Source organism: Candidatus Poriferisodalis multihospitum, assembly GCF_028283155.1.
Classification (GTDB): domain Bacteria; phylum Actinomycetota; class Acidimicrobiia; order Acidimicrobiales; family Poriferisodalaceae; genus Poriferisodalis; species Poriferisodalis multihospitum.
Map to the genome: position 1 here is coordinate 1 of NZ_JAPYOK010000072.1, position 26,550 is coordinate 26,550.

Here is a 26,550-nt window from a genome sequence, read left to right on the forward strand (position 1 = left end):
CTAGCCCTGCTTGTCTGACACCACAGCCGGTGACCGGGCAGCCGAGGAACGCGAGCGCTGCCGCCGCCCTCAGCTCAGCAGGGCGGGGGCGAGGCGGCGCCAGCCGTCGAATGCTGCTGCGGGGTCGTCTGCGAGGACCTGCACGCAGACGTGGTCGGCGCCGGCGTCGAAGTGGGCGTCCACACGGGCCTTGACGTCTTCTTCGGTGCCCCAGACGACGATGGCGTCGACCAGCTTGTCGGACGGGCCTCCGTCGGGGCCGCCGTCGATGTCGGCCTGGTCGAAGCCCAGCCGCAGCAGGTTGTTGGCGTAGTTCGGCAGGCCCAGGTAGATGGCCATGTTCTTGCGAGCCAGCGCCCGGGCTGAATCGGCGTCGGTGTCCAGGATGGCCATCTGCTCGGGATACAGCGCCGCGTCGGGGCCCATGGTCTCGCGGGCCACCGCGGTGTGCTCGGGCGGCACGAAGTACGGGTGGGCGCCCGCGGTCGCCGTAGCCGACAGCTCCAGCATCTTGGGGCCGAGTGCCGCCAGCACGATCTCGGGCAGCTCCTGGGGGCCGTGGGCCATGAAGCGGGACTTGCCCATGCGCTCGAGGTACTCGCGCATGTAGCTGAGCGGCTTGGAGTAGTCGTGCTTGCGGATGTACTCCACCAGGTGGTGGTGGCTGACGCCGAGACCCAGCAGGAACCGGCCCGGGAACGCCTCGTCGATGGTGCGCAGCGTGTTGGCCATGGTCATGGGGTCACGGGCGTAGATGTTGGCGATGCCGGTGGCGACCTTGATGCTGCTGGTGCCCTCCAGCAGCCGGGCGGCCGCCACGAACGGGTCACGCCCGACGGCCTCGGGGATCCAGAACGCCCCGTAGCCCAGCTCTTCGGCCTCGGCGACGAACTCCACGCCCTGCGCAGACGGCAGTGCGTCGAGCACCCCCGTCCAGATGCCGATGCGTCCCAAGTCGATGCTTCCCATGCTCATGGGCCGTGACGCTACCGCCGCCGCTTGCAGCGCGTCGGCTGCGGGCGCGTGATGCCTAGCGGAGCGTCATACGAAATAGAGTTGAACGTATGACGATGATGATGCTGAGCTTTCGAGCCGATGAGGAAGATGTCGAAGGAATCCGGCAATGGTCCGAGCGTCTCGGCATCGAGCGCTCCGAGTTGATGCGCGACGCGCTGCGCCGCCAACTCGCCCGACTCGCCGCTGCGCACGAGGCCGCGCTGTACGAAGCCGATCCGGTGACGGAAGACGAGCTGTCGCTTGCCGCAGTTGCCGACTGGGGGCCAGCCGAAGACTGGTCGGACTGGCTCGATGCAACGCGGTGAGGTCTGGTTCGCTCGCGCGCCTGACGGTGACAGACCAGTCCTGGTGCTCACACGTGACCCGGTAGCTGACCGGATCGATTCCATCGTCGTCGCGGTGCTGACTAGGACGCGGCGTGGACTGGTGTCCGAACTGCAGCTCACTGCCGCGGAGGACGGCGTGCCGACTGACTGCGTCGTCAACTTCGACAACATCCACACCATCGAGCGTGCCCGCTTCCGACGATTCGTCACCAAGCTCAGCGCGGGTCGCATGGAGCAGGCGTGCCGCCGACTGCAAGACGCCACCGGCTGCTGATATCGAAGGGTCGTTGCCGGATGCCGCTCAGTCGAGACGGCGCAGCTCGCCCATGTAGCGGACGCGGCGGTCCAGATAGTTCTGTACACCCGGCATGATCAGCGGCGTCGTGTCGACGCCCTCGCGGATCTTGGCCGGCGTGCCCACTGCGATCGTGCCTGGTGGCACCTTCATCCCTCCTGGCACCACGGCGCCGGCGCCCACCAGTGCTCGCTCGCCGACCTCAGCGTCGTGCAGCACGATGGCCCCGGTGCCGACCAGCGCCTCGTCGTGCACCACGCCGCCCTCGATGTGGGCCAAGTGGCCGATGGTGCAGCGCTCCCCCACCCGCGTCGACCATTCCTCGGTCACATGCAGCACAGCGTTGTCCTGCACTGATGAGCCGGCGCCCACGAAGATGTCGTTGTCGTCGCCGCGCAGCACCGCACCCGACCAGATCGACGCCTCTGCGCCGATCGTCACCCGCCCGATGATGATCGCCTCGGGCATCACGAAGGCGTCAGGGTGGATGTCGGGCTCGTAGTCGCCAAGCGCATAAATCGGCACGCAACCACGCTATGCGCTCGGCTTGCCCGCGGCAGCCTTCGGGAGGGCGGCCGCCGTGAAGCGGCCGGCGGTACGGTGCCGCCGTGACGAACTCCGATCAGCGCGGCAGCGAGCCGACGCCCCTGCCGCCGACTGCGCCCGAGCGCACCCATGTGCGACGCATTCACGACACCGAGACCGCCGACCCCTGGCACTGGTTGCGCGACCGCGACGACCCCGCAGTCCGCGACTATCTGGAAGCCGAGAATGCCTACACCGAGGCGGCGACTGCCCACTTGGCCGAGCTGCGCGAGGCAATCTTCGGCGAGATCAAGCTGCGCACCAAAGAGACCCACCAGTCGCTGCCTGCGCCGAAGGACGACTGGGAGTACCGGGCTCGCACAGTGGAGGGACTGCAATACGTCGTCCATGTGCGCCGTCCGCGGGGCGGTACCGACGACGACGAGGTCGTGCTGCTCGACGAGAACGAGCTGGCCGAGGGCCACGAGTACTTCGCCGTCGGCGACCTGGCGGTCAGCGGGGACCATCGCCTGCTCGCCTACACCTTCGACACCGACGGCGACGAGAAGTACGCACTGACGGTCTTCGACATCGAAAGCGGCGAAGTGCTCGACGGGCACGACACTCCGGACCCTGGGAGCGGGCTCGCCGAGCTGAGCTACGGGCTGGTATGGGCGAACGACAACAGGACGCTGTTCGCCGTGCGCACCGACCCGGCCCAGCGGCCCGATCGGGTGATCCGCCACGTCGTCGGCAGCGACCCGGCCCGCGATGTAGTCGTCTTTCGGGAGGACGACGAGCGTTTCTGGGTGGGCGTCGGGGCCACTCGCAGCGAGCAGTTCATCGTGATCGGCTCGCAGTCCAAGACCACTTCCGAACACCGACTCCTCAATGCCAGCCGACCCGAATCGGAGCCGCTGCTCGTTCGGGAGCGCGCCGAGGGCATCGAGTACGGCGTCGACCACCAGGGCGACCGGCTGCTGATCGTCACCAACGACGGTGCGCAGGACTTCCGGCTGGTCGAGGCACCGGTGCCGGGCGCGGGCGACGCTGCGGTCGGTGGCCATGACGCGAGCGAAGGCGGCACTGCCGCTGCCGCCGACCCTCCGGCCGCTGATGATGCCGTCGACGATGGCAGCGCGTGGCGCCAGCTGATCGGCGCACGGCCTGGCATCCGGCTCGAAGACGTGGACTGCTTCGGCGATTTCGTGGTCGTTCACGAACGGCAGGACGGGTTGACCTCGCTGCGGGTGCACGACACCCGCAGCGCGCCGCGCGACGAGCTCGGCCCGTCATTCGAGATCGAGATGCCTGAGCCGGTCTACGAGGCCGGCGGCGGGGCAAACGCCGAGTTCGACACCCGGCGCTACCGCTTCGGCTACACGTCGATGGTGACGCCGCCATCGATCTTCGAGCTGGACCTCGACAGCGGCGAGCGCGAACTGCTCGACCAGCTCCCGGTGCTCGGCGATGTCGACTTGGCCGCCTACACCACCGAGCGCATCACCGCCACGACACCCGACGGCACCGCGGTGCCGATCAGCTTGGTGTGGAAGCCGGGCGCGGTGAACTGGCCCGCACCCTGCCTGCTGTACGGCTACGGGGCCTATGAGATCCCGATGCCGGCGTCGTTCTCCACGGCCCGGCTGTCGCTGCTGGACCGGGGCGTGCTGTTCGCCATCGCGCACGTCCGTGGCGGCGGCGAGCTGGGGCGGGCCTGGTACGAGGGCGGCAAGCTCGCCAACAAGCTCAACACGTTCGACGACTTCGCTGCCTGCGCCAGCCACCTGGCCTCAGCAGGCTGGGCAGACCCGGCCCGGATCTGCGCCCGTGGCGGCAGTGCCGGCGGCCTGCTGATGGGCGCGATAGTGAACCGTCACCCGGAGCTGTTCTGCGGCGTCGTGGCCGAGGTCCCCTTCGTGGACGTGCTGAACACCATGCTCGACCCGGCCATCCCCCTGACGGTCACCGAGTACGACGAGTGGGGCGATCCAGCCGACCCCGTGGCGTTCGAGACGATCCGGTCGTACGCGCCGTATGAGAACGTCGAGCCAGCCCACCATCCGGCACTGCTGGTGACCGCCGGGCTGACCGACCCACGGGTGCAGTACTGGGAGCCCGCCAAATGGGTTGCCAAGCTGCGAGCGACCACAACGTCGACGAAGCCGATCCTGCTGCGCACCGAGCTGGGAGCCGGCCACGGCGGCCCGTCCGGTCGCTACGACGCCTGGCGCGACGAGGCCTTCATTCTGGCCTTCATCTGCGATGTGCTCGGCGTGGCGTAGCCGCACGAAGAAGACGCTTGCGGCCTGAACCACATCGAGCAGGCACCGGTGGCCTGGGCCACGAGCGGAAAACACCCGCTGCGTAACGGATCAGAACAAGACCACTACGGCGAGCCCTGCCAGCAGGCCATTGCGCAGCAGCGAACCGGCGCCGACTGGCTTGGACGACCAGCGGCCGAAACATGCACACGCAGGACGCTCCTCACGCGGGCGCCGCAACACCCGCGTCAACGCTGCGCTGAACGCCCCCAGCAGTGCCAGCGCCAGCCACGCCGGCCACGGCTCGGCAACCCCGGCCGCCAAGCCCGCCCCCAGCACGATCTCGAGCGGCGCGACGAACGGCACCGACCACCGCGGTGCACCCATCGCGCGAGCAGCACCCGGCCAGGACGGGTCGCGCAGCTTCAGTGCCCCAGACGCCAGGAGCAGCGCTCCCAGCACGATGCGGGCGACGGTGCCGATCACACGATCACCGTGCCCGGCGCATCGGCCCGCCCTCAGGCAAAGGTGCCGTAGCCGCCCTTCCAGAACAGCAGGGGATCCTTGGCATCGAGGATCTCGAGCTCCACCACACGGCCGACCACGATGTCATGGTCTCCCCCGTCGTGGACGGCTTCGATCGTGCAATCGATGTAGGCGATGGAGCCGTCGATGATCGGAGCGCCGGTGGGCCCGGGCCGCCAGCTCACCTCTGCGAACTTGTCGTCGGACCGGCTGGCCATCACGCCGCAGGTGGCCATCTGATCCTGGGCCATGACGTTCACGCAGAAGCTGCCCGCAGCGCGGATGTCGCTCCACGTCGTCGAGTCCTTGGTGGGCAGGAATGCCACCAGCGGCGGATCGAGCGACACCGACGTAAACGAGCCGATGGCCATGCCGACCGGCCGACCGTCGGTCATGGCCGTCACGGCCGTGACCCCTGTGGGGAAATGCCCCAGCACGTCCCGGAAGAGCCTGCTGTCGATGGTGGGCTGGTCGCTCGCGTCAGTCACGGCTGCAACCCTAGACAGGCCACTGGCTGCGGGGCGTCGTGGGCGCCGCGTGCCGCGCGAGATGCCACCGGCATGCCGGTTCGGTCTCGGTGCGGCAGCCGTATGTAGCCTCCGGCCATGGCTACGAGCGCTGACCGCAACATCGCCGAGGACCAGGCGGCGGGCGTGCCGCCCGACGGCTTGGTGGCCGTGGTGAAGCGGGACTGCCCGACCTGCGAGCTGATCGCTCCGGTGCTGGCAGACATCGAGGCTCGGGGTTCGCTGACCGTGTACACCCAGGACGATCCGGCCTTTCCCGAGTCGATCACCGCCAAGGTGCACGACGCCGATCTGGCGTTCTCGTGGCACCGCGACATCGAGACGGTGCCCACGCTGATGCGCTTTGCGGACGGCGATGAGGCCGGTCGCATCGTGGGCTGGTCCCGACCCGAGTGGGAAGCCTTCACCGGACTGGACGCCCTTGGGGACAGCTTGCCCCCTCACCGGCCGGGCTGCGGATCGCTCTCGGTCGCCCCGTCGATGGTCGACGTGCTGGCCGCCCGGTTCGGCGGCGACGGTCTGACCGCTCGGCGGGTCGAGTTTGGCTCTCTGGAAGACGCCCAGGAGGCGATGCACGACCGGGGCTGGTCCGATGGCCTGCCGCTCGTGGCACCTACGGCGGAGCGGGTCTCGGCGATGCTGGCGGGAACGTCACGCGCCCCCGACGAGGTGGTGGCCAACGTCGCACCCGATCTCGCCGACTGCACGGTCACCAAGGCCGCCGTCAACGCGGTGATGGCAGGCTGCCGGCCCGAGTACTTCCCGGTGGTGCTCGCGGCGCTGACCGCCGTCTGCAACGACACGTTCAACATGCACGGAATGCTCGCCACCACCATGCCGGTGGGGCCGGTCTTCATCGTGAACGGCCCGATCGCCCGCGAGATCGGCATGAACAGCGGCATCAACGTGTTCGGGCAGGGCAACCGGGCCAACAGCACGATCGGCCGGGCGGTGCAGCTCATCGTGCGCAATGTGGGCGGCGGTCGGCCGGGCGAGGTGGATCGAGCCGCACTCGGCCAGCCCGGCAAGGTGGGCTTCTGCTTCGCTGAGATCGAAGGCACCGCAGATGACGGCGATGGCGGCGCCGAGAGCGCCGGTGGGGACGGCTGGGTGCCGCTGTGTACCGACTTCGGCTTCGAGCCCGGCACCAACACGGTCACGGCATTCCCGGGCGAGGCGCCCCGCTCGGTGGTCGATCAGCTCTCGCGCGATCCCGAGTCGCTGGCCCGCACCATGGCGGTCGCGCTGAACGCAATCCACCATCCGAAGCTGGTGCTGGGCTTTGATGCGATCCTGGCCGTGGCGCCGGATCACTCCCGCGTGTTCATCGACAGCGGCTGGACGCGCCGGCAGACCGCCGAGCGCATCAACGAGTTGACGACCCGTCCCGGCTCGGAGCTGGTCCGCGGCGCCGGCGGTATCGCCGAAGGGGTCCCCGAGTTCCTGGCCGAGGCCGACCTGCCGAAGTTCCGTGACGGCGGCCTGCACCTGGTGCACTGCGGCGGCGGCGCCGGGCTGTTCTCGGCGGTGATCGGCGGCTGGGTGAATGGCGACGTGGGCGCTCAGCCCGTGTGCGTCGAGATCGATCCCTGGCGCTAGCAGGGCCACCTCGTCCGCGCTTGCCGCTCTTGCTCCCAATCTCGATTCGAAACGGGCTCACGGGCCGCTCGGGCCCGGAGGCGGCTACAGTCGATGCCGACGTGCCCACCGGATTCCAACACAGGGGGGACCACATGAGCACTGTCGTCTTGGACCCGACGAACGAAGCGGCACCCGCCCATCGTGAACGGGTCACCCGGCCCGATTCGCTGGATGGCCTCACCGTGGGCCTGCTGGACATCAGCAAGCCCCGAGGCGACCGCTTCCTGAACCGGCTCGAGGAACGGCTGACGGAGCGGGGACTGCGCGTCGAGCGCTACTCCAAGCCCACGTTCACCAAGCCGGCCCCGGTCGACCTGCGCCACGAGATCGCCACCAAGTGCGACGTGGTGATCGAAGCGCTAGCCGATTGAGGCAGCTGCACGTCGTGCAGTGTGCACGACATCGCTGATCTGGAACGCCGCGGCATCCCGTCGGTGTTCGTCGCCACCGTCCAGTTCGTCGACGGGGCCGAGGTGCAGGGCAAGGCGCTCGGCTTCGACCCGGCGGCCGTGTGGGTGGAGCACCCCATCCAGGACCGCACCGACGATGAGATGGTCGCCATCGCCGACAAGGCCTTCGACGAGCTGATCGAACAGCTCGTGGCTGCTTGAGCCACGAGCCGACAGGCACAGCGTGGCTGCTTGAGCCACGAGCCAGACAACTACAGCGTGGCCGCTTAGCCCAAGCGAATCTGGCTGCTCGTCGCGCTGACCAAACCCTCAGCAATCAACTCGTCGACGAGTCGCTGAACGCGGGCTGCGTCGCCTTCGAGCCCCATCGCCGCAGCGGCCCGTTCCGTGGGAAGCGGGCCATCTGACAGTGCTGCGAGCAGGCGGCCCCTGGCCTGGCGGTCGCTGCCTTCGAACGGCGCCTGCCGCGCACTGACCCCGGCGCTGCGGTCGGCTGGATCTGGTCGATCCGAAGGCTCCGAGCCCAAGACCTCGCCCGCCCACGCACACCACGGTCGCGCCGGGCAGCGAATGCAGCTCGGATCGCGCTTGGTGCAAACCTGGGCACCAAGGTCCATCATCGCCTGGTTCCATGCCCAGCTCTCCCCCGCGGGCACCAATTCGTCCGCAATCCGCTGGGCTTCTGCAGGAGCCAGCCGACGACCTGTCCAGCGGGCCAAGATGCGGCCCACGTTGGTATCTACCACGCCGGTGTCGATGCCGAAGGCGAAGGCCTGAACTGCCCGAGCGGTGTACGGCCCCACGCCAGGCAGCGCCAGCAGGTGTTCGAGATCGGCGGGCACCCGGCCGTCGTGGTGCTCGGTGATGATCGCCGCCGTCCGCCAGAGGCTGCGAGCGCGTCGGGGATAGCCCAGCCCTTGCCAAGTGGCGAGCACATCGGCAAGCTCCGCCGCCGCGCACTGCTCCGGCGTCGGCCAGCGCTCGGCGAACGCCTTGAAGTACGACAGCACCCGGTCCACCTGGGTCTGCTGCAGCATGACCTCCGAGACGAGCACGAGCCACGGGTCTCGCGTGCGCCGCCACGGCAGATCCCGCCGCTCGGACGCCCACCAACCGATCAGTTCGGCGTGGCGTGAGCCACGCGCATCCGACTCCGCATGGCGCAAGCGATCAGCCCTCGCCGACGGCCGCCTCGTCGCTGTAGGGGAAGCGGCGCTCGGGGGCAGCTTCCCGCTTCCAGATCATGACCTTGCGGCGGAAGTAGCACACTTCTTCCGAGCGCTGGTTGAACGCCCGTGTCTCCACGGTCACCACGCCTCGATCGGGCCGCGAGCCGGACTCACGCTTGTCGAGCACTTTGGTGACGGCATAGATCGTGTCGCCGTGGAACGTGGGGCGCGAGTGCGTCAGCGTCTCGACCTCGAGGTTGGCGATGGCTGCGCCGCTCACGTCGGGCACGCTCATGCCCAACACCAGCGAGTACACGAGATTGCCCACCACCACGTTCTTGCCGTGCACGGTCTCGTGCTGGGCGAACCACTCGTTGGTGTGCAGCGGGTGGTGGTTCATCGTGATCATGCAGAACAGGTGATCGTCGGCCTCGGTGATGGTCTTGCCGGGCCAGTGCCGGTAGACGTCGCCGATCTCGAAGTCCTCGAAGTAGCGCCCGAACGGGCGGTCATGGACGGTCACAGGAACCTCCGTGCGGTGGTCTGGAGCAGTGGTGCTGGAGCAAGGGTCGAGTCATCGTACGGCGCAACGTCCTCGCTGACCGGACCCAGCCCCGTCACTGCCCGGGCCGCGCGCAGAAGCGGGCTTTAGCCTGTGCGGCTGTGACGATGACGGGGACGAGATGACTGCCGACGCTGGCCTTGCTGTGACCGAGCCGGATATACAGGCGGCGGCCGATGCGCTGGCGGTGGGCAACGCCGCGTTGAGCCGTGCGTGCAGCCATGCGGTCGGCATGGGCGACGACCACCAGTGCTTCCTGTACGACTTGGCCCACACGGCGTCAGCGCTGCGCATCTGCGATTCGCTGGTCGCGTGGGGTGCGCTGGGCGATGCCGAAGCTCGGCTCGCCTGCGGTTTCATCGCCGACGCCCTCGGAGAATTCCACGCTCGGCTGTTCGCCCGAGAGGCCCAGTGGGGTCTCGCACCCGGCGCCCTCGACGACGCTCGCGACTTCGTAGCCGCCTACCGCGACCCGGCCTACGTGGCCACGCTGGCCGGCCTCGACGCACCCAGCCACCTCAACGACGACTTCGAGCTCGTGGCGGAGACCTTCCGCCGCTTCGGCGAGGACAAGATCGCTCCCGCCGCCGAGCACATCCACCGGGGCGACACCGACATCCCCGAAGACATCATCGGTGGGCTGGCCGAGCTGGGCTGCTTCGGCCTGTCGGTGCCCGAGGAATACGGCGGGTTCGCGTCCGGCTCCGAGAGCGACTACCTCGGCATGGTCATCGCCACCGAGGAGCTGTCGCGGGCATCGCTGGGTGCGGGCGGCTCGCTCATCACCCGGCCTGAGATCCTCACCCGGGCACTGGAGCGCGGTGGCACCGAGGAGCAGAAGAAGCACTGGTTTCCCCAGATCGCCACCGGCGAGACCATGGTGGCGGTCGCCGTGACCGAGCCCGACTACGGCAGCGACGTGGCCAACCTGGTCGTGTCGGCATCGCCCACCGAGGGCGGCTGGCTGATCTCGGGCACCAAGACGTGGTGCACCTTCGCCGGCCGGGCCGACGTGCTGATGCTGCTGGCCCGCACCGATCCAGACCGGCGCAAGGCCCACCGTGGCCTCAGCCTGTTCATCGTTCCGAAGCCCCAGTCGGAGGGCCACGACTTCCGGTTCACCGACGAGCGGGGCGGCACCATCGAGGGACGGGCCATCGCCACGCTGGGCTACCGGGGCATGCACAGCTTCGAGATCGCCTTCGACGACTGGTTCGTGCCGGCGGAGAACCTCATCGGCGGCGACGACGGCATCGGGCAGGGCTTCTACCTGCAGATGGCCGGTTTCGAGAACGGGCGGCTGCAGACTGCGGCCCGGGCGGTGGGCGTGATGCAGGCGGCCTATGACGAGGCCCGCGCCTACGCCGACGAGCGCAAGGTGTTCGGCCAGCCGATCGCTGAGTACCAGCTGACGCAGGCGAAGCTGGGCCGCATGGCGGCGATCATCGCCGCCGCCCGCCAGTACAGCTACGAGGTGGCCCGCATGATGGCGCGGGGCGATGGCGCGCTCGAGGCCTCGATGATCAAGGCGTATGTCTGCAAGGCCGCCGAGTGGGTGACCCGCGAGGCGCAGCAGCTCCACGGCGGCTTCGGCTTCGCCGAGGAATACACCGTGAGCCGGCTGTTCGTGGACGCCCGGGTGCTGTCGATCTTCGAAGGCGCGGATGAGACGCTGTGCCTCAAGGTGATTGCACGCCGGCTTCAAACCCAGAAGGCCTGACTCCGTTTTCTGCGCAAATGTGCCGCCGACGTCGGCATTTCCGCACACAGAATCGCACTGCCTGCACGAAACTGAGGGAACAAGGACTGACGGGCACGGGATAGCTTCGGCGCGTGCACCCGATGGAGCATCTGCGCTATGTGGCGCGTGCGGGCGACCTGTCGCAGGACGTGCTGGTGCGCGAGGCCGCATCGGCGCTGGGCGCGCTCGCTTCGGACCCGCTCGAGCTGGTCACGGTGTGCCGTCGCATCCTCGATAAGTATCCGATCGCCGGCGCGCTGTGGTCGATGGCAGCGCGGGTGTGCGCCTCGTCGCAGCCGTACCGGGCGGCACACGAGTTCGCTGCCGAGCTGCGAGCCGATGCCACTGCCGACCGCGCCGCCGTTGCGCTGCCCGAGGGCGCCACGGTGTGCCTGCTGGGTTGGCCCGACCTTGCCGCTGAGGGACTGGGCCGACGCGCCGACATCGAGGTGCGCATCATCGACGCCTACGGCGAGGGCGCCGGACTGGCCCGGCGACTTGCCGGCGAAGGCTGCGAGGTGACCGACGTGCCGCTCGCCGGCTTGGCGGCTGCGTGCTCGACCGCAGAGGTGATCCTGGTGGAAGCTGCCGCCGCCGGTCCCGAAGCTGTGATCGCAGCCGGCGGTTCCCATGCCGCCGCTGCGGTCGGATACGTGTCGGGCGTGGAGGTTTGGTGCATCGTCGGGCAGGGACGTGCACTGCCGCAGCCGCTCTTCGAGGCCGCCGCGGGCTCCGTGGCCGACGAGCCGTGGGAATGCGACGAGGAGATCGTGCCGATTGGTCTGTTCAGTCACGTCGTGGGTCCGGGCGGCATCGAACCGGCCACCGGCTGGCAGCGGGCCGACTGCCCCCTTGCCGCCGAGCTGCTGCGCCCGCCGATCTGACAACCGGCGCATCGGCGCATGAACCGTGGCCGCGCCCACCGGGAGCGCTAGTTTGCCTGCCGTGCTTGACGCGCCGTCCACCGACATCAAGCTCGAGACGCTCACCGGCCACACCCACACGCTGGCCGAATGGCTGGTGGTGTTCAACCTGATGGGCGTCGTCATCGACCCCTACACGCACCAGAGCGGCTGGATCCTGCCTACTGCATCGCGCCTGTTCCTGGTGTACGAGGAAGCCGACGTGCGCTGCGCATTCGTGGTGTGCAGCGATGCGCACGGCGCCCGCAGCTTCCTGGGCCGCTTTGCCGACGAGCATTTCGTGCTGCTCGACCCCGAGCGCGAGTTCGTTCGATCGCTGGGACTCGAACGGCTGCCCGCCCTCGTGCATCTCGCCCAGGACGCCAGCGTGCTCGGCGCGGCCCAAGGCTGGAATGCCGGGGAGTGGTCGGACGTCATCGACGGCGTCGAAGAGGCCATGGACTGGCGGGCACGCCCGGTGCTGCCCACAGCCGACGACCCGGGCAACTTCGAAGGCACACCGGCATTGAGCTAACCCCCGTCGTTCCGGCTTGCGCGAAACCGAGGTTTCAACCCTTGTCGAGCACACGTGCGATCGCTTCCTCTGCTGTCACACCCTCTTCTGAGTTGCGCAGCCACTTTCGCACGCTTCTTCGAACGACTTGAGTGTTGAGGTTCGTGGTTCCGCGCCGCGCACATTCCTCGTCGACAACTCGCTTCGCACCCTGCGCAGCGTTGCGGGATGCATGGACGACTTCGAGATGTACTGCTGATGTTTCATCGAACTCCGGAATCGGAAGCTTCCACAATTGAGAGTGCAGGTCCCTCGGACCGTATAGGCCCTTCGACATATGTGGGGCAACCATCGACCGGATTTGTTCTGCATTGATGACTCCACAAAGGAACTCGGCCTCCAATCGGCTGCGTACGGTGATCCAATACAGAGAGTTTTCCACAATCACGGACTCGTCTTCACAGATAGCCGCTACTGGCCACCCTGACTTGGGGTACAGCACTCGAAGTCCTGCGCCGGTAGAAAGGGAGTCGGAGTCCAATTGCACCGAGAGCTTGCCCATGTGATCGAGTTGGTTCGCCAATGTCGTGTTGCGCCGAGCCTCCCACATTGCCGAGACTTCAACCCACCACTCCCGCATTCTGGGGCACAGCGACGTGAGATCAACTCTGTTGCGATCGTCTTCACGTCGGGTCAGCGTCCAATCGTCAGCTATCGGCAGTAGCGCGAGTTGGGGAGTCAGCATCAGGAATGGAGCGATGCTCTCGCCAAGCGCAACCTTGAAGAGATGCGTGCGCTCAACAGTTCGCTGCGCAAGAGAGTCAAGGTTGAGCGAACGCCAAGGCTTCTTGTCGTTCGGACCTCGACGAGGATCAACGCGAATCGAGTCACTAGCGGCTACGGGACCGGTCAGTGGATTCTCATCAACAAAGAAAAGGCACCTCGGGTAGATGGTGGCGCCGTTGCGCGCGAACTCCGAGTATGGAGATTGGAACTTGGAAGTCCTAACCAGACGCCTCGTCGATCGCTCGACGTCCAAGGAATCGGGCTCGCCTGTCCATTGTTCAACGTGATTTGGAAGTCCTTGGCTGACTTCTTCTCGACGCCCGAAGACAACGCATGCAGGCACAGGAAAGAAATTGTTCGGTTCAAGAGTCTCCAGATCCCAAGGAATCGAGCACGCCATATTCATATTGAGTTCTGCGCCGGGTACGAGCCAGCGTCCGGTGCGCCAACGGGTGTACTGGCCTTGGGCCAAAGCCGAGTGCGGCATCACCATCGCGCAGACTCCACCAGAGGCGAGGTAGAGATCCGCACACCGAGTAAAGAAGAGCGCGGCCAAGTCAGCGTTCGTCGCGTATTGCGCGCCCTCCCAGATTCCGTAGTCGACGCTGAGCTGACGCAGACGTGCTCCGAGGCGGGCAACGGTTTGGTTGTACGTGATCCAAGGCGGGTTGCCGACGACGACGTCGACCGACTCTGCAGCGATGATGAGTGGACGCACAACGTTGCGGGCGTAGTAGCTCCAGATGTGGTCCCGGCCTTCGGAATGCAACTCGGCGAGGACGCCCAATGCGGACGCCAACTGCAAGCGCTCCACCTCTTCAACGCCAGCGTCCACGAGTGCCTGCTCAGGATCACCGCCAGAACGGATCTGTGCGGCGACAGCCTCCATGGCAGCGTCGAAAGTTTCGGGTCGCTCAATAAGCGACCGCGGGAATCGCAGTTCGCGACGACGAGGATCGCCGGTAACGGGGACGGCGACTTCGAGCTGGCCCAACATGCCGTCAGATTGGGTGATCATCTGTAGCGAGTCGCCTAGGTACACCGGCGGTGCGAAGGCCAGTCGCGATTGAGAGCCAGCGATAGCATCGCGAGCCGCCAGAACCCACTCTGATCGCGCAAGATGGACGGCGACGGGGTGCACGTCGATGCCGACAACGTTGTGCCGCAACTTGTCCAGGACTGCTTCTGGTCGCACTTCTGCTTCTCGCGCGGTGGAGAGCAGATTCTCAATGGCTGCGACAAGAAAGCTCCCGGAACCGCAGGCCGGGTCAAGGACGCGTTGCTGCAACGGGTCGGTGACTACGGACTCAACAATTGCTGTCGCGAGCCAACCTGGCGTGTAGTACTCACCAAGCTGCTCGCGCTCTACGGCCGGAATAACGCTCTGATATAGCGCCGAGGCCAAACCGAGTTGTGCACTCGGCCAGTCGTACGACGCCACCCATGCGGCCATTTCTCGAATGACGTCGAGTCCGCCGTCGACTTCTGTCAACCACGTAAAGAAATCGGATTCGATGACGCCTTCGATGCCGGTATCGGATGCGAATTTGCGGCCAATGAGCAGATCCGCCGGATCATTGCTGCACAAGCGTTCTATGTCAATGCCGTAGGTCGACTGAGTGATCATGCCAATCATCGTCACCAAGTAGGTGTGCCGGACGAATAGGCTGTGCAGCGTCTCTTCTGGGCCGGAACCGACGATCTCGCCGAGCGCCACCGCCAGCAGTTCCTGCCAGAGATCGTACTTGATTGCGACAGTTCGTTCCTGTCCGTGCTGTTCGAACAGTTTCCTAATCTGCTCGATCTGCGTCACATATACAGGGCTGGCCGGGCCGAACTCTGTCCCGATTGTGTCAACGTGTACCGCCTTTGCGTGACGGCCGCTAAAGATGTACTCATTGAGCCAGCGAAAGAGCTTCACGCCATCATTTGGCTTTTCCAGGGTGAACGCCCACGGGTAGGCCGTAGGGATATCGAGCTGACCAGTGGTACGCCGCAACCAATGCCGTCCATCGGTCAACACGCCGATATTCACATCAGGCGATGATTTGAGATAGCCATCGAGTTGGGCCACGTGCTCAGCGGCGGGCGTCGCGGCGTCGGCAGCTGTGCCGATCAACCTCTTTACTTCGATGAAGGCGTCGGACAAAGCCAAGTCGACGCGACGTCGCGCTATTCGCTGGGGGTCAGGACTCGCTTCGGACTGAACGTCATAGGAGTCGGTGAGTTCGGTTTCCACCAGAAAATTGCGAACCGCCGACCGGATGTTGTCCTCGTGGGCGCCCGTGCCATGCCAATGAAGCAACTCGCCGGCCAATTTGACGAACCGCGGATCGTCTGCGCTGAGCTCGGTGTTCATCGTCACGGCTGTGAGTGTGCCACCCCGTTGCTACACCAACCATGATCCACGACACAAGTACGCCGCTTCCAAGCATGCAAGCGCTAGGGCCGCCAGCCCTTCTGGCGGTACATCGAGCGATCGGCGGCGTGCAGCAGGGCCCCGGCGGTTGCCTCGCCCCCGCGTCCCGTGGCGCTGCCGATGCTGACGGTGACACCCATCTCGGCCAAAGGGTCGCCGGTCTCGCGCTGCGCAGGCGCTTGGGTAAGCGATGCCTGTAAGCGCTCGGTGACGATCTCCATGTCGGCTGCGCCGCGCAGCCCGCCGCACACCACCACGAACTCGTCGCCGCCGACGCGGGCCACCACGTCAGACGGCCGGACCGCATCGCGCAGGCACTGCGCCACGGTGACCAGCACCAAGTCGCCAGCGAGGTGGCCGTGCTGATCGTTCACCTGCTTGAAGGCGTCGATGTCGCAGAAGGCCACGCCGACCATCCGGCCGGTGCGTGTCGAGCGCGCCAGCTCGGTGTGCAGGTGGCGCAGCGCCCCGTCGCGGGTGGCGGCGCCAGTCAGCGAGTCGGCGCGCCACGCTCGACGCCAGCGGCCCGACGCCAGCCACCAGCCGCCGCCGAGCGCTGCGGCCAGAGCAGCAGCGCCCACGCGCAGCCCGGATGCAACCGACCGGCTCACAGAACTCCCCCGCACTGCCGACGCTGATCGGGGCGGCGGGCAGCGCTCATCGGGCGGTCCAGCCCCCGTCCACCATGAGCGAACTGCCGGTTACGTAGCTGCTGGCGTCGCTGGCCAGGAACAGCAGCGCCCCGTCCAGTTCGTGCTCGTGCCCGGGGCGCCGCATCGGGGCGTTCCGGCTGATCCACGCCATCGAGCGATCGTCGTCGAACATCGGCGCCGTCAGCTCAGTCTCGAAATAACCGGGGCACAGGGCATTGACCCGCACGCCTCGGGTGGCCCACTGCACGGCGAGATCACGGGTGAGGTTCACCAAGCCCGCCTTGGATGCGGCGTACGCAGGCTGCAGGTTGGGCGCCGAGGCCACATGCCCGTGCACCGATGCCACATTGATGATGCTGCCCGTGGCCTCCCGGCCGATGATGTCGGCGGCGACCAGTCCCGCCAGCAGGAAGCACGCGTTCAGGTTGATGTCGACCACGTGCCGGAAGCTCTCCACGTCGGCCTGCTCGCCGGGGTTGATGGCGTCGCTCACGCCGGCGTTGTTGACCAGCACATCGACCTTCCCATAGCGGTCCACCACTTGCGCCACCAGGTCTCGGCAAGCGTCGTCGTCGCCCACATCGCACCGCACGGCGAGTGCATCGGGCAGCTCGGCGGCCAGCGCCTCCAGCCGGTCGGCCCGTCGGGCGGCCACGGCCACCTTGGCGCCCGCCGCCGCGAACACCCGGGCGAAGCGGACCCCGAAGCCGCTCGATGCACCGGTCACCAAGCACACCTGCCCATCGAGCCGGAATGGCGAGCTCAGATCGATCTGCCCGTTCGCTGCTGGCTGGTTCATTGACGCCCTCTCATCAGCACCGTCACGTATCGCCCGAGGGTACGGTGCACAGCAACGCCGTTCATGCCGACCGCCGCCGGGAGCGCCACCCGGGTCGAAGCGGCTGCAGTGTCCTAGCGTGGGCCCCATGAAGATCCGGATCGGCTTCGGGCTGGGCACGCGCAGCTTCACCAACGACCACGCCACCTTCGACCCGTTCGTGGACGCGCTGGAGGACAACGGCTTCGACTCGCTGTGGCTGAGCGAGCGGCTGGGCGGCGAATGCCCCGACCCGATCGTGGGCCTCGCGTACGCGGCGGGCCGCACCAAGCGCATGAAGTTCGGCATGTCGGTGCTGGTGCTGCCGGGCCGGAACCTGGCCGTGCTGGCCAAGGAACTGGCCAGCCTCGACCGCCTGTCCGACGGCCGGCTGCTGCCCGCATTCGGACTGGGCGTGGCCGATGTGCACGAGCAGGCGGCCTTCGGCGTGGAGCGCCGCGAGCGGGCGAAGATGTTCAACGAGGCCCTGCCGCTGCTGAAGCGCTTCTGGGAGGACGAGCCCGTCACCCATCATGGCGATTGGTACCACTACGACGAGGTGTCGCTGCTGCCGAAGCCGGCCCAGAAGCCCATGGACATCTGGCTGGGCGGTGCGGCGGAAGTGGAGTTGCGCCGCTGCGGGCGATTCGGCGACGGGTGGCTGCCGTCGTTCTGCACTCCCGACATCGCAGCGGTCGGCTGGAAGATCGTGAACGAGGCGGCCGACGAACACGAGCGCTGGATGGATCCCGAGCACTTCGGCGTGCTCATCCCGTACACCCACGGCGAGATCAGCCCCGGCTACAAGGCCATCCTCGAACGGCGGGCGCCCGATGCCGACCCGGGCGACATCATCCCGACCGGCTGGGACGGCTTGCGCGACCAGATCCAGCGCTTCATCGAGGTGGGTGCGTCGAAGTTCGTGCCCGTGCTGGTGGGCGAGCCCGACGATTGGTTCGCGGAGCTCGAGGGCGTCGCTAACGCCGTCCTGCCGCTGCAAAACTAACCCGGCTCGCCCGAGCCTTCTGCTGCGTCGCCGCTGTCCTTGCTGCCGCCCAGGTACGACGTGCGCAGGGCCGGGTTCGCCAGCAAGGCCTCGGCGGTGTCGTCGAGCACGACCCGGCCGGTCTGCAGCACCCAGCCCCGGTCGGCGATGCCGAGTGCCATGTTGGCGTTCTGCTCCACCATGAACACCGTCATGCCGGCCTCGTGAATCTGGCTGATGAGCTCGAAGTTCTGCTGCACCAGCGCCGGCGCCAGGCCCATCGACGGCTCGTCCATCAGCAGCACCCGCGGCTGGGACATGAGCGCCCGGCCGATGGCCACCATCTGCTGCTCGCCGCCCGACAGCGTGCCCGCCTTCTGGCCGAGCCGCTCGGAGACTCGGGGGAACAGCTCATACACACGCTCCAAGTCGGCCGCTATGCCGTCGCTGTCCTTGCGGAGGTAGGCACCGAGCTGCAGGTTCTCGCGCACCGTGAGCCGCTTGAACAGGCGCCGGTTCTCGGGGACCATCGTGATGCCGCGGGCCACCCGGTAGCTGGTCGGGCGGTCGTTGACCACCTCGCCGTCGAGCACCACCTCGCCGGAGGTGGGCGCGAGCATGCCGAGCAGCGTCTTGAGCGTCGTCGACTTGCCGCTGGCGTTGCCGCCGAGCAGGCACACCAGCTCGCCCTCGTAGATCGACAGGTCGACGTCTCGCAGGGCATGCACCGCCCCGTAGTGCGCGTTGACCTTGCGCATCTCCAGCAGCGGGATGCGCTCGCCGGGAGATGCGTCGGGGCTGGGGCCCGAGTCGGCGCCAAGCTCGGCTTCGGGGCTCAGCTCGTTGCTCACGTCGCTGCCCCGTGGCCGAGGTATGCCTCGATGACCTGCGGGTTCGCCGAGACGTCGGCGTAGTCGCCCTCGGCGATCTTCACGCCGTGGTCGAGCACCACCACCCGGTCGGAAACCTCGCGGACCACCTCCATGTCGTGCTCGATCACCACGATGGCGAAGCCCCACTCGTCGCGCAGCCGCCCGATCAGCCCGGTCAGCTCGGCCGACTCGGTGGGGTTCATGCCCGCCACCGGCTCGTCCAGCAGGATCAGCTTGGGCCCGGTGGCCATGGCCCGGGCGATCTCCAGCCGCCGCCGGTTGGCATACGACAGGGTGTAGGCGGGCTGGTCGAACCGGTAGCCCGTCAGCCGGCTGCCGAAGAACGACAGCACCTCCTTGCCCCGCTCGGCTATCTCGGCCTCTTCATTGCGGAACGCCTTGGTGAACAGCAGCGCCCCGAACACGCTCTGGCGGGTGCGGCAGTGCTGGGACACCATCACGTTCTCGAGCACGGTCATGTTGGCGAACAGCCGCACATTCTGAAAGGTGCGGGCGATGCCGCGTGCGGTCACCCGGTTGGGGTCGAGGCCCATGAGCGACTCGCCCTCGAACAGGATCTCGCCCTCGCTGGCGGCAACGGTGGCGGTGATCGCATTGAACAAGGTGGTCTTGCCAGCACCGTTCGGGCCGATCACCGAGACGATCTCGCCCGGGTAGACCGCCAGGTCGAGCCCGTCGAGCGCGTGCAGCCCGCCGAATTCCACGCTGAGGCCGCGTGTCTCCAGGATCGGCTGCTGCGCTGCTTGGGCGGCGGGCGCTTGGGTGGCACCGGACGGCGTCGTGACGCTCATGACGAATCGCCCGATGGCCGGTCGGTGCTGCCGTTGCCGCTCGCGGCACCGCTGCGGCCGGTCGCGCTGGTGCCGATGCCGTCCTGCTCGTCATGGGTCTCGCCGCGCAGCCAGGCGTCCTGGGCCAGCTCTTCCTGGTGCAGCTCACGGGTGCGGCGCACGCTGGGGATCAATCCCTCGGGCCGGGCCAGCATCATCCACACCAGCAGCGCTCCGTAGATGAGCAGCTTGAACTCGGAGAACTCCGCCAGCAGGCCCGGCTGCTTCGGCCCGCCGAGCACGCCGATCAGCACCGCCGAGCCGGCGATGACGCCGACGATGTTGCCCATGCCACCGAAGATGACCACCACCAGGATCACGATCGACACCAGGATCAGGAAGCTGGCGGGGAACACCGAGCCCACCTTCGCCGAGAAGATCGCCCCGCTGAACGAGCCGAGCATCGCCCCCACCACGAACGCCAGCAGCTTGACGTTGACCGTGTTGATGCCCATTGCCTCGGCAACCGTCTCGTCCTCGCGCACGGCCATCCAGGCCCGACCGATGCGTGACCGCTCCAGCCGCCACGAGACGTAGATGGCGATCGCGCAGAAGGCGAGCACCAGGTAGAAGACGCTTCGCGGATCGGTGCCGGCCACTTCGGCCAGGCCGAAGATCTCCGCGCCCGGGATGTTGGTGATGCCCTGCGAGCCGCCGAACCAGCCCGACAGCCAATCCGACAAGAACAGCAGCCGGATGATCTCGCCGAAGCCGAGCGTGACGATGGCCAAGTAGTCGCCACGCATGCGGATGACCGGGGCGCCGATGAACAGCCCCACGAGCCCGGTCAGCACCACCACGCCGAAGAGGGCCACGAACCACGGCAGCTCCGGGTGGATCTTCGGCGATGTGGCGGCCGTGAGCACGGCTGCGCTGTAGCTGCCCACGGCGAAGAACGCCACGTAGCCCAGGTCGAGGATGCCGGCGAGGCCGACCACGATGTTCAACCCCAGCGCCAGCAGCACGAACAGGCCGACGTTGGCGAGCAGCTCGTTGGTGAGCTTGCCGGCGAACATCGGCAGGATCACCAGCACGGCGCCGGTCGCCAGGATCAGCCCGAGGTTGGCCCGGTTGCGGGCGGGGCCTTCCAGCGAGTCGATGCGGGCCCGGGCCTGGCGGATGCGGCCCCGCCCGGCCACGGCCAGCACGGCCGATCCGAGTGCCAGCACAATCGCGCCGCTGATCGTCAGCCCGCCGCGGGGAGCGTAGAACCAGTCGACCGCCCCTTCAATGCCCATGCCCTCGGCCAGGTCGGTGGTCAGCGATTCGAGCACTGCAGCGCCGAACAGGGTGAGCACGACGGTCCACAGCACTCGCCGCGCCGCCGGCGGCACGACGCGCAGCAGCCCGCCGGCGGCGCCGACGGCTGCGCCCAAGGCGAGCCAGATCACCACTGCGAACGCCGTGCCGCGGTTGAACGCCAGCAGGTCCGCCAGGATCGGGCTCCAGTTGACCAGCGGTTCGCGCAGGTCGAAGTTCGCGATGAGGATCGCCAGCAGCGACAGCCCCCCGCCGACGAGCACACCGCACGCGGCGCCGCCGACGACTTCGTGGGCACCTGGACGGTGGAACGGCACGCCTTCGCGCCGGAGTTGGTGCCCGACGCGGCTGCCTGCCGCGAGCGGCAGCACGACCAGCGACAGGTACCCCAGGCTGAGGATGCCCTCGATGATCGCCCGGCCGTCGAGCTTGACGGGCATGTTGGACAGCGAGATGAAGATCTGCCCGACCGCGCCCACCGCACCCATGCGTGCGATGCGGCGCCAGTCCTGCGCGAAGGGCGGGCGCGGCGGCGCGTCGTTGCCGGGGGCGCCTGCCGGACGCGGCCCGGTCTCAGGCGCTGGCACAGGCGGCGGCTCGGCCACGCTCATGTCCGGTCCTCTGCGGGCGGCGGCCCCGATTCGCAAGGCGCGGACACGCTCATGTCCGGTCCTCCGCTGGCAGCCGCTCGCCGAACAGACCGGCCGGCCTCACCAGCAGCACGATGATGAGCATCGAGAACGCCACGGCGTCACGCAGCTGCGACACGCCGCTCACCCCCAGCGGCTCCAGGATCAGCAGCGGCCCCACCGACTCGGCCACCCCGATCGACAGCCCGCCGGCCATCGCGCCGCCCAAATGCCCAATGCCGCCCACGACAGCGGCGCTGAACGCCTTGATGCCCGGCAGGAAGCCCGTCGTGTGAATGACGCTGCGGAACAGGATTCCCCACAGGATCCCGGCCATCCCCGCCATGGCACCGCCCACGGCGAACACCTTCACGATGGTGCGGTTCACGTCGATGCCCATGAGCGCCGCTATCTCGGCATCCTCGGCCACGGCCCGCATCGCCTTGCCGGTCTTGGTGCGCTCGACGTAGTACCACAGCGCCGCCATCGACAGCGCCGCCACCACGATCACCAGGATCTTGGCGCCCTCGATCTGCAGGAACGTGTGCTTGGCCTTCACCCAGTCGGGCACATCGGGGTACGACTTGCTGGCCGGCCCCAGCAGCACCACCGAGGCGTTCTGCAGGAAGAACGACACGCCGATGGAGGTGATGAGCGGGATCAGCCGCGGCGCCCCCCGCAGCGGCCGGTACGCGACCCGCTCCATGACCACCGCCGTCAGCGACGACACGATGATCGACACCACCACGATGAACACCAGCGAGCCGATGAAGTTCGACTCCCACAACCCAGCGTCGGCCAGCTTGTTGGAGGTGATCATGCCGGTCATGGCGCCCACCATGAACACCTCGCCGTGGGCGAAATTGATGAATCCCAGCACGCCGTAGACCATCGAGTAGCCGAGCGCGATCAGCCCGTACATCGAGCCTTGGGCGATGCCCGAGATCACCAGCCCGCGGAACTGCGCCCCGGTGAGACCGGTGGCATCGGGGTTGGCCCAGCGGGCGAACGGGTTGTCGGGGTTGATCTCCTGGGCGATGAAGGCCGTGAAGCCGACGGCCAGAACGATCAGCACCGCCACCCGGATGACCGTGAGGAACCGGTCGATGCCGGTCCTGGAACTTCGACGGCGGCGATGCCTAGGGCCTCTTGCGGCACGAATCACCGGGTCGCGCTCCCGGGGCTAGCGGGGGCCCACTATGCGCACATGAGTCGAGCTGAGAATCTCAGCGGGCATACGCATAGACCACGTTCTGCATACTCGCCGCGGCGTTCTCCTCACCGCCGAGGTTCTGAACAACCGTGATCCGAGATGCGCCGCAGTCACCGAATTCGTCACAGTTGATCGTGCCGATCAAACCGCTGTAGCCCTGGACGCTGTCGAGGTAGTTGCGGATGCCTTGGCGGTCGACACGGAGATTCCCATCGGCATCTACGTGGGACGCAGCTGCAATCGCCTCCAATAGCAGCGTCGTTGCATCGTAGGCATGTGCCCAGAATGGCGCCGCAGGAACCTCGCCATACAGCTGTTCATACGCCGTCAAGAACTCATCCGCAGTCTTGCCGGTGCTCTGGTTCACGTTCTCACCGAAGCGAGTATCGGGACCCGACAGATACATGCCTGCTGTCTGCGGCAACGCGAGATAGTCGAGATTGAGGAGGCCGTCAGCGCCCATCAGGACGGTGCTCTCCAAGCCCGGAATGCCCGGGGCTTGATCCGCCACAAAATCGCCCGCAGGCTGGAAGATCGGGAAGAACAACAACTGAGGTGCACTCGCCGCAATCTCGGTCAGCACTGGCACCATGTCTGTGTCTTCCTTGTTCAAGGCTGACGCAGCGGTCACCGTGCCGCCGTCGCGCTCGAAGAAGTCCTGGAACGCCTGTGCCAAGCCCTGCGTGTAGGGGTCGCCATCATGGATGGTTGCCGCCTTGGTGAGTCCGAGATACTCGAGAACGAAAGTGGAAACCGCCTCTCCTTGGGCTCGGTCGTTGTGGGCGGTGCGGTAGTAGCCAATGTTGCGGTTCTCGCCGACGTTGCCGGCGAGATCGGAGGTGAGCGCGGGTGAAGTGTTGCTGCCTGAGATCAACACCATGCCAGCGTCGGTAATGAGTGGGGCTGCTGCTACCGCTGCGCCTGAGCAAGAAGTGCCGATGACGCCGAGCACGTCTTCGTCGGCAACGACGATCTGAGCGGCGGCCTGGCCGCCGTCACTAGAGCACAGATCGTCCAGCCCCACGCCGACCTCCACGTCGAATCCGTGAATCGAGCCGAAGTGCTCCACAGCGAGCATCGTCGCGCGCTGGTTGGGCAAACCGAGGAAGGCCACGTCACCGGTGATCGCTTCGAGCGAGCGGATCTGGACCGCACCGCCCGGCTCGACCTGGACCACACCGAGCGAGCCGTCGCCGAGATGGTCCATCGTCATCTCTTCTTCGGACTCGCCGGTCTCGCCCTCAAGCGCCTCTGTTGCTGCTGGTGCAGTTGTGGTCTCGGCGGCGCCGTCGCCGTCATCGCCGCACGCCGCGGCGACGAGCGACAAAGCAGCCAGCAGAGCCAGCAGCCTCAAGAGTCTGTGTTGCATTCCCATGTCCTCCCCACTGATGGAATGCCGAAAGCTACCGCACGGCAGGCACTCCTCCCGCGCTCTGCGGGCAACTGAGCCAGGCCCGACACTTCGATCAAACCGTCATCACCAACGTCATGGTCCACCAACACCACCGACGGATCGTCGTCATCGGCCACCGTCACGTTCGCGGTCTTGGGCGTGCCCAAGCCGTAGTCGGCGCCGTCGACCAGCGTGACGGTGACCGACCCATCGGACTCGTCGGCGGAGTCATCAGCCGCGACATCGTGCAACTCGGCGACATCCGGCGCACCGGACTCCTCACACGGATGCTCCGCCTCGCTGCCGCCGGCACAGCCAGCGAGGTGAACATCGCGCGGTGGTCGCAGCATCTGGGCGCAGACCGTGCAACCGTGGAGTCATATTTGGGCTGGCTGCGGCGCTGATCGGCGTCGACGCTGCGGCGCTGCGCCCGCCGACTGCAACCGCGACAGGCCCGCTGCTCGAGACGTTCGCCGTGGGCGAAATCGCCCGCCAACTGGCAGCCGGTGCCGATCGGGTGACGCTCTATCACTATCGTGACAACGCACGGCGAGAGGCAGACCTCGTCCTCGAACGGCCCGACGGCGCCGTCGTCGCTGTCGAAGTCAAGGCCACTGCCTCTCCCCGCGTCGGCGATCTGCGCCACATCGCCGCCATGCGCGACGGCCTCGACCACGCTGAGCCGGGCGCATTCCGCGTCGGCATCCTGCTGCACACCGGCACCCACGCTCTCAGCTTCGGAGACCGGCTCCACTCGGCCCCGCTTGCGGCGCTCTGGCAAACGGCGACCTAGCACCGCCGTGACCGCTGACGCCCATCTCAGCCCGCCCGCAGCGGAGAGGGGCGGCTTGGGGGTCGTCCCTCTTTTGGTTTGCGGTGAGCGGTTCGGGCTGTGGTCCGGGCTGCTTGTGGCGTCTGGGGTCAGTCGGTGTAGGTGACGTCGCCTTGGGCGTAGCGGTTGGCGAGGCCGCTGCTCCAGACGACGGCGAGGCCGAGTTGGTGCTCGTTGCCGATGGTGACGGTGACGGTGGTCGAGGTCTGGTCGGCTGAGAGGTTGATGAACAGGTTCTGGCCGATGCGGCCGTCGCGGACCGGGCTGAGCAGGATGATCGGGCTGCTGGCGGGGATGCAGCTGAGGCTGACCTCGAAATCGACCGATGCGTCGCTGCGGCTGGCTTCGGGGCTGCTGATGAGCAGTGTCGGGCGGGCGGCGCAGGCGACCAGCGGCACCTGGTCGGCCCCGTCGGTCTGGTCGGGGTCGGGCTGGTCTTGTTCGACCGGCGGCGGGTCGTCGTCGGCGACGGCGACTGTGGCTGTGCCCTGGGCGGCGGACACGGTGTAGCCGCTGCCCGCGTCGACGGCGGCGGTGACCGTGCCGTCGGGCTCGTCGGCGGAGTCGTCGCTGGTGGCGACGGTGAGCGTGGCGCTGCCTGATGCGGGGATGGTGACGGTGCGGGTGCCGGTGGTGGCGCCGTGGTCGCCGGCGGCGGTGATCGTGACGGTGACGTCGAGGTTCGCCGCGGGGGCGGGGCTGGCGGTGACGGTGAATGTGACGGTGCCGCCTTCGGTGACGCCGCTTCCGCCGGCGATCGACACGACTGGAACCACCGGCGGCGGGTCGTCGTCGTCGGCGACGGCGACGGCGGCTGTGCCGCTGCCGGTGTAGCCGCTGCCGGTGTTGAGCGTCACCGTGACCGACCCGTCGGGCTCGTCGGCGGAGTCGTCGACAGTGGCGACGGCGAGCGTGGCGCTGCCTGTGGTCGGGATGGTGACGGTGCGGGTGCCGGTGGCGGCGCCCCAGTCGCCGCTTTGGGACACCGTGACGCTCACGTCCAGGTTCGAGGACGGAGCCGGGCTGGCGGTGAGCGTGAAGGTGACCGAGCCGCCCTCGGTGACGCCGCTGCCTCCGGCGATCGACACGACTGGGACCACCGGCGGCGGGTCGTCGTCGTCGGCGACGGCGACGGTGGCTGCGCCCTGGGCGGCCGACACGGTGTAGCCGCTGCCGGCGTCGACGGCGGCGGTGACCGTGCCGTCGGGTTCGTCGGTTGTGTCGTCGGCGGTGGCGACGGTGACGGTGGCGCTGCCTGTGGTGGGGACGGTGACGGTGCGGGTGCCGGTGGCGGCGCCGTGGTCGCCGGCGGCGGTGATCGTGACGGTGACGTCGAGGTCGGCTGCCGGGGCGGGGCTGGCGGTGACGGTGAATGTGACGGTGCCGCCTTCGGTGATGCCGCTGCCGGCTGTGATGCTGACC

General features: G+C 67.7%; 25 protein-coding genes and 1 pseudogene. 10 read left to right on the forward strand and 16 right to left on the reverse strand.

What is annotated here, in order from left to right:
• Positions 1-69: 69 nt before the first annotated feature.
• Positions 70-975, reverse strand: coding sequence for an LLM class F420-dependent oxidoreductase (locus VI480_RS06615; RefSeq protein ID WP_323672035.1), 906 nt, complete (start codon positions 973-975; stop codon positions 70-72).
• 95 nt (positions 976-1,070) lie between these two features.
• Between VI480_RS06615 and VI480_RS06620 the strand changes: the two genes are divergently transcribed.
• The gene (locus VI480_RS06620) at positions 1,071-1,322 is read left to right on the forward strand and encodes a ribbon-helix-helix protein, CopG family (protein WP_416246658.1); all 252 of its coding nucleotides are present in this window, start codon (positions 1,071-1,073) and stop codon (positions 1,320-1,322) included.
• Positions 1,309-1,617: a type II toxin-antitoxin system PemK/MazF family toxin gene (locus VI480_RS06625; protein WP_416246657.1), complete on the forward strand. Its 309-nt coding sequence runs from the start codon at positions 1,309-1,311 to the stop codon at positions 1,615-1,617. The genes VI480_RS06620 and VI480_RS06625 overlap by 14 nt, the downstream gene beginning before the upstream one ends.
• Positions 1,618-1,644: 27 nt before the next feature.
• On the opposite strand, the gene VI480_RS06630 is transcribed toward VI480_RS06625, so the two are convergent.
• Positions 1,645-2,163 (reverse strand): gamma carbonic anhydrase family protein, encoded by a 519-nt coding sequence (locus VI480_RS06630; protein ID WP_323672038.1) that lies wholly within the window; start codon positions 2,161-2,163, stop codon positions 1,645-1,647.
• An 83-nt stretch (positions 2,164-2,246) separates the two neighbouring features.
• Between VI480_RS06630 and VI480_RS06635 the strand changes: the two genes are divergently transcribed.
• Positions 2,247-4,448, forward strand: a complete 2,202-nt coding sequence (locus tag VI480_RS06635) for a S9 family peptidase (RefSeq protein WP_323672039.1) — start codon at positions 2,247-2,249, stop codon at positions 4,446-4,448.
• 90 nt (positions 4,449-4,538) lie between these two features.
• Here VI480_RS06635 and VI480_RS06640 read toward each other — a convergent pair whose 3' ends face one another.
• Both VI480_RS06640 and VI480_RS06645 read right to left on the reverse strand, forming a co-directional pair.
• Positions 4,539-4,913 carry a MauE/DoxX family redox-associated membrane protein gene (locus VI480_RS06640; protein WP_323672040.1) on the reverse strand — a complete coding sequence of 125 codons (375 nt, stop codon included), beginning with the start codon at positions 4,911-4,913 and terminating at the stop codon, positions 4,539-4,541.
• A gap of 32 nt (positions 4,914-4,945) precedes the next feature.
• The gene (locus VI480_RS06645; RefSeq protein WP_323672041.1) at positions 4,946-5,440 is read right to left on the reverse strand and encodes a flavin reductase family protein; all 495 of its coding nucleotides are present in this window, start codon (positions 5,438-5,440) and stop codon (positions 4,946-4,948) included.
• 117 nt (positions 5,441-5,557) lie between these two features.
• On the opposite strand from VI480_RS06645, the gene VI480_RS06650 reads away from it, so the two are divergent.
• Both VI480_RS06650 and VI480_RS06655 read left to right on the forward strand, forming a co-directional pair.
• A complete protein-coding gene (locus tag VI480_RS06650; RefSeq protein ID WP_323672042.1) occupies positions 5,558-7,078 on the forward strand; it encodes a thioredoxin family protein in 1,521 nt (506 codons plus the stop codon).
• Between the two features lie 134 nt (positions 7,079-7,212).
• A complete protein-coding gene (locus VI480_RS06655; protein ID WP_323672043.1) occupies positions 7,213-7,731 on the forward strand; it encodes a UGSC family (seleno)protein in 519 nt (172 codons plus the stop codon).
• A 65-nt stretch (positions 7,732-7,796) separates the two neighbouring features.
• Here the strand turns inward: VI480_RS06655 and VI480_RS06660 are convergent, their stop codons facing one another.
• Both VI480_RS06660 and VI480_RS06665 read right to left on the reverse strand, forming a co-directional pair.
• Positions 7,797-8,696, reverse strand: coding sequence for an A/G-specific adenine glycosylase (locus VI480_RS06660; protein WP_323672044.1), 900 nt, complete (start codon positions 8,694-8,696; stop codon positions 7,797-7,799).
• 4 nt (positions 8,697-8,700) lie between these two features.
• A complete protein-coding gene (locus VI480_RS06665) occupies positions 8,701-9,222 on the reverse strand; it encodes a MaoC family dehydratase (RefSeq protein ID WP_323672045.1) in 522 nt (173 codons plus the stop codon).
• A gap of 160 nt (positions 9,223-9,382) precedes the next feature.
• Between VI480_RS06665 and VI480_RS06670 the strand changes: the two genes are divergently transcribed.
• The 3 genes from VI480_RS06670 to VI480_RS06680 all read left to right on the forward strand — a co-directional run bounded on the left by VI480_RS06670 (position 9,383) and on the right by VI480_RS06680 (position 12,439).
• A complete protein-coding gene (locus VI480_RS06670; protein WP_323672046.1) occupies positions 9,383-10,981 on the forward strand; it encodes an acyl-CoA dehydrogenase family protein in 1,599 nt (532 codons plus the stop codon).
• A gap of 113 nt (positions 10,982-11,094) precedes the next feature.
• Positions 11,095-11,886 carry a hypothetical protein gene (locus tag VI480_RS06675; protein ID WP_323672047.1) on the forward strand — a complete coding sequence of 264 codons (792 nt, stop codon included), beginning with the start codon at positions 11,095-11,097 and terminating at the stop codon, positions 11,884-11,886.
• 61 nt (positions 11,887-11,947) lie between these two features.
• Positions 11,948-12,439, forward strand: a complete 492-nt coding sequence (locus VI480_RS06680) for a hypothetical protein (RefSeq protein WP_323672048.1) — start codon at positions 11,948-11,950, stop codon at positions 12,437-12,439.
• A 34-nt stretch (positions 12,440-12,473) separates the two neighbouring features.
• Here the strand turns inward: VI480_RS06680 and VI480_RS06685 are convergent, their stop codons facing one another.
• The 3 genes from VI480_RS06685 to VI480_RS06695 form a co-directional block, all read right to left on the reverse strand.
• The gene (locus tag VI480_RS06685; RefSeq protein WP_323672060.1) at positions 12,474-15,563 is read right to left on the reverse strand and encodes an N-6 DNA methylase; all 3,090 of its coding nucleotides are present in this window, start codon (positions 15,561-15,563) and stop codon (positions 12,474-12,476) included.
• A gap of 83 nt (positions 15,564-15,646) precedes the next feature.
• On the reverse strand, positions 15,647-16,234 hold the full coding sequence (locus VI480_RS06690) for a GGDEF domain-containing protein (RefSeq protein ID WP_323672049.1): 588 nt from the start codon (positions 16,232-16,234) through the stop codon (positions 15,647-15,649).
• A 46-nt stretch (positions 16,235-16,280) separates the two neighbouring features.
• A complete protein-coding gene (locus tag VI480_RS06695) occupies positions 16,281-17,075 on the reverse strand; it encodes a glucose 1-dehydrogenase (RefSeq protein ID WP_323672050.1) in 795 nt (264 codons plus the stop codon).
• A gap of 127 nt (positions 17,076-17,202) precedes the next feature.
• Here VI480_RS06695 and VI480_RS06700 point away from each other — a divergent pair, with 127 nt between their 5' ends.
• A complete protein-coding gene (locus tag VI480_RS06700; protein ID WP_323672051.1) occupies positions 17,203-18,099 on the forward strand; it encodes an LLM class flavin-dependent oxidoreductase in 897 nt (298 codons plus the stop codon).
• On the opposite strand, the gene VI480_RS06705 is transcribed toward VI480_RS06700, so the two are convergent.
• The 6 genes from VI480_RS06705 to VI480_RS06730 form a co-directional block, all read right to left on the reverse strand.
• Positions 18,096-18,836: an ABC transporter ATP-binding protein gene (locus VI480_RS06705; protein ID WP_416246659.1), complete on the reverse strand. Its 741-nt coding sequence runs from the start codon at positions 18,834-18,836 to the stop codon at positions 18,096-18,098. The two genes, VI480_RS06700 and VI480_RS06705, sit on opposite strands and share 4 nt — an antisense overlap.
• A gap of 89 nt (positions 18,837-18,925) precedes the next feature.
• Entirely contained in the window at positions 18,926-19,762 is an 837-nt protein-coding gene (locus VI480_RS06710) for an ABC transporter ATP-binding protein (RefSeq protein ID WP_323672053.1), read from the reverse strand.
• Positions 19,759-21,672, reverse strand: a complete 1,914-nt coding sequence (locus VI480_RS06715) for a branched-chain amino acid ABC transporter permease (RefSeq protein ID WP_323672054.1) — start codon at positions 21,670-21,672, stop codon at positions 19,759-19,761. The genes VI480_RS06710 and VI480_RS06715 overlap by 4 nt, the downstream gene beginning before the upstream one ends.
• 49 nt (positions 21,673-21,721) lie before the next feature.
• Positions 21,722-22,771: a branched-chain amino acid ABC transporter permease gene (locus VI480_RS06720; protein WP_323672055.1), complete on the reverse strand. Its 1,050-nt coding sequence runs from the start codon at positions 22,769-22,771 to the stop codon at positions 21,722-21,724.
• A 145-nt stretch (positions 22,772-22,916) separates the two neighbouring features.
• Positions 22,917-24,257, reverse strand: coding sequence for a branched-chain amino acid ABC transporter substrate-binding protein (locus VI480_RS06725; protein WP_323672056.1), 1,341 nt, complete (start codon positions 24,255-24,257; stop codon positions 22,917-22,919).
• Positions 24,254-24,646, reverse strand: coding sequence for a hypothetical protein (locus tag VI480_RS06730; protein ID WP_323672057.1), 393 nt, complete (start codon positions 24,644-24,646; stop codon positions 24,254-24,256). Before VI480_RS06730 ends, VI480_RS06725 begins: the two co-directional genes overlap by 4 nt.
• Here VI480_RS06730 and VI480_RS06735 point away from each other — a divergent pair.
• Positions 24,634-25,089 (forward strand): DUF4143 domain-containing protein, encoded by a 456-nt coding sequence (locus tag VI480_RS06735; RefSeq protein WP_323672058.1) that lies wholly within the window; start codon positions 24,634-24,636, stop codon positions 25,087-25,089. The genes VI480_RS06730 and VI480_RS06735 overlap by 13 nt on opposite strands.
• 128 nt (positions 25,090-25,217) lie before the next feature.
• Here VI480_RS06735 and VI480_RS06740 read toward each other — a convergent pair.
• A pseudogene (locus VI480_RS06740) lies at positions 25,218-26,550 on the reverse strand (hypothetical protein); the annotation flags it as partial.

Coding starts and splice junctions, on each gene's coding strand:
- VI480_RS06615 (WP_323672035.1), bottom strand. CDS start 975: ATGAGCATGGGAAGCATCGACTTGGGACGCATCGGCATCTGGACGGGG.
- VI480_RS06620 (WP_416246658.1), top strand. CDS start 1,071: ATGATGATGCTGAGCTTTCGAGCCGATGAGGAAGATGTCGAAGGAATC.
- VI480_RS06625 (WP_416246657.1), top strand. CDS start 1,309: ATGCAACGCGGTGAGGTCTGGTTCGCTCGCGCGCCTGACGGTGACAGA.
- VI480_RS06650 (WP_323672042.1), top strand. CDS start 5,558: ATGGCTACGAGCGCTGACCGCAACATCGCCGAGGACCAGGCGGCGGGC.
- VI480_RS06670 (WP_323672046.1), top strand. CDS start 9,383: ATGACTGCCGACGCTGGCCTTGCTGTGACCGAGCCGGATATACAGGCG.
- VI480_RS06685 (WP_323672060.1), bottom strand. CDS start 15,563: ATGAACACCGAGCTCAGCGCAGACGATCCGCGGTTCGTCAAATTGGCC.
- VI480_RS06695 (WP_323672050.1), bottom strand. CDS start 17,075: ATGAACCAGCCAGCAGCGAACGGGCAGATCGATCTGAGCTCGCCATTC.
- VI480_RS06700 (WP_323672051.1), top strand. CDS start 17,203: ATGAAGATCCGGATCGGCTTCGGGCTGGGCACGCGCAGCTTCACCAAC.
- VI480_RS06705 (WP_416246659.1), bottom strand. CDS start 18,836: ATGCGCAAGGTCAACGCGCACTACGGGGCGGTGCATGCCCTGCGAGAC.
- VI480_RS06710 (WP_323672053.1), bottom strand. CDS start 19,762: ATGAGCGTCACGACGCCGTCCGGTGCCACCCAAGCGCCCGCCGCCCAA.
- VI480_RS06715 (WP_323672054.1), bottom strand. CDS start 21,672: ATGAGCGTGGCCGAGCCGCCGCCTGTGCCAGCGCCTGAGACCGGGCCG.
- VI480_RS06730 (WP_323672057.1), bottom strand. CDS start 24,646: ATGCTGCGACCACCGCGCGATGTTCACCTCGCTGGCTGTGCCGGCGGC.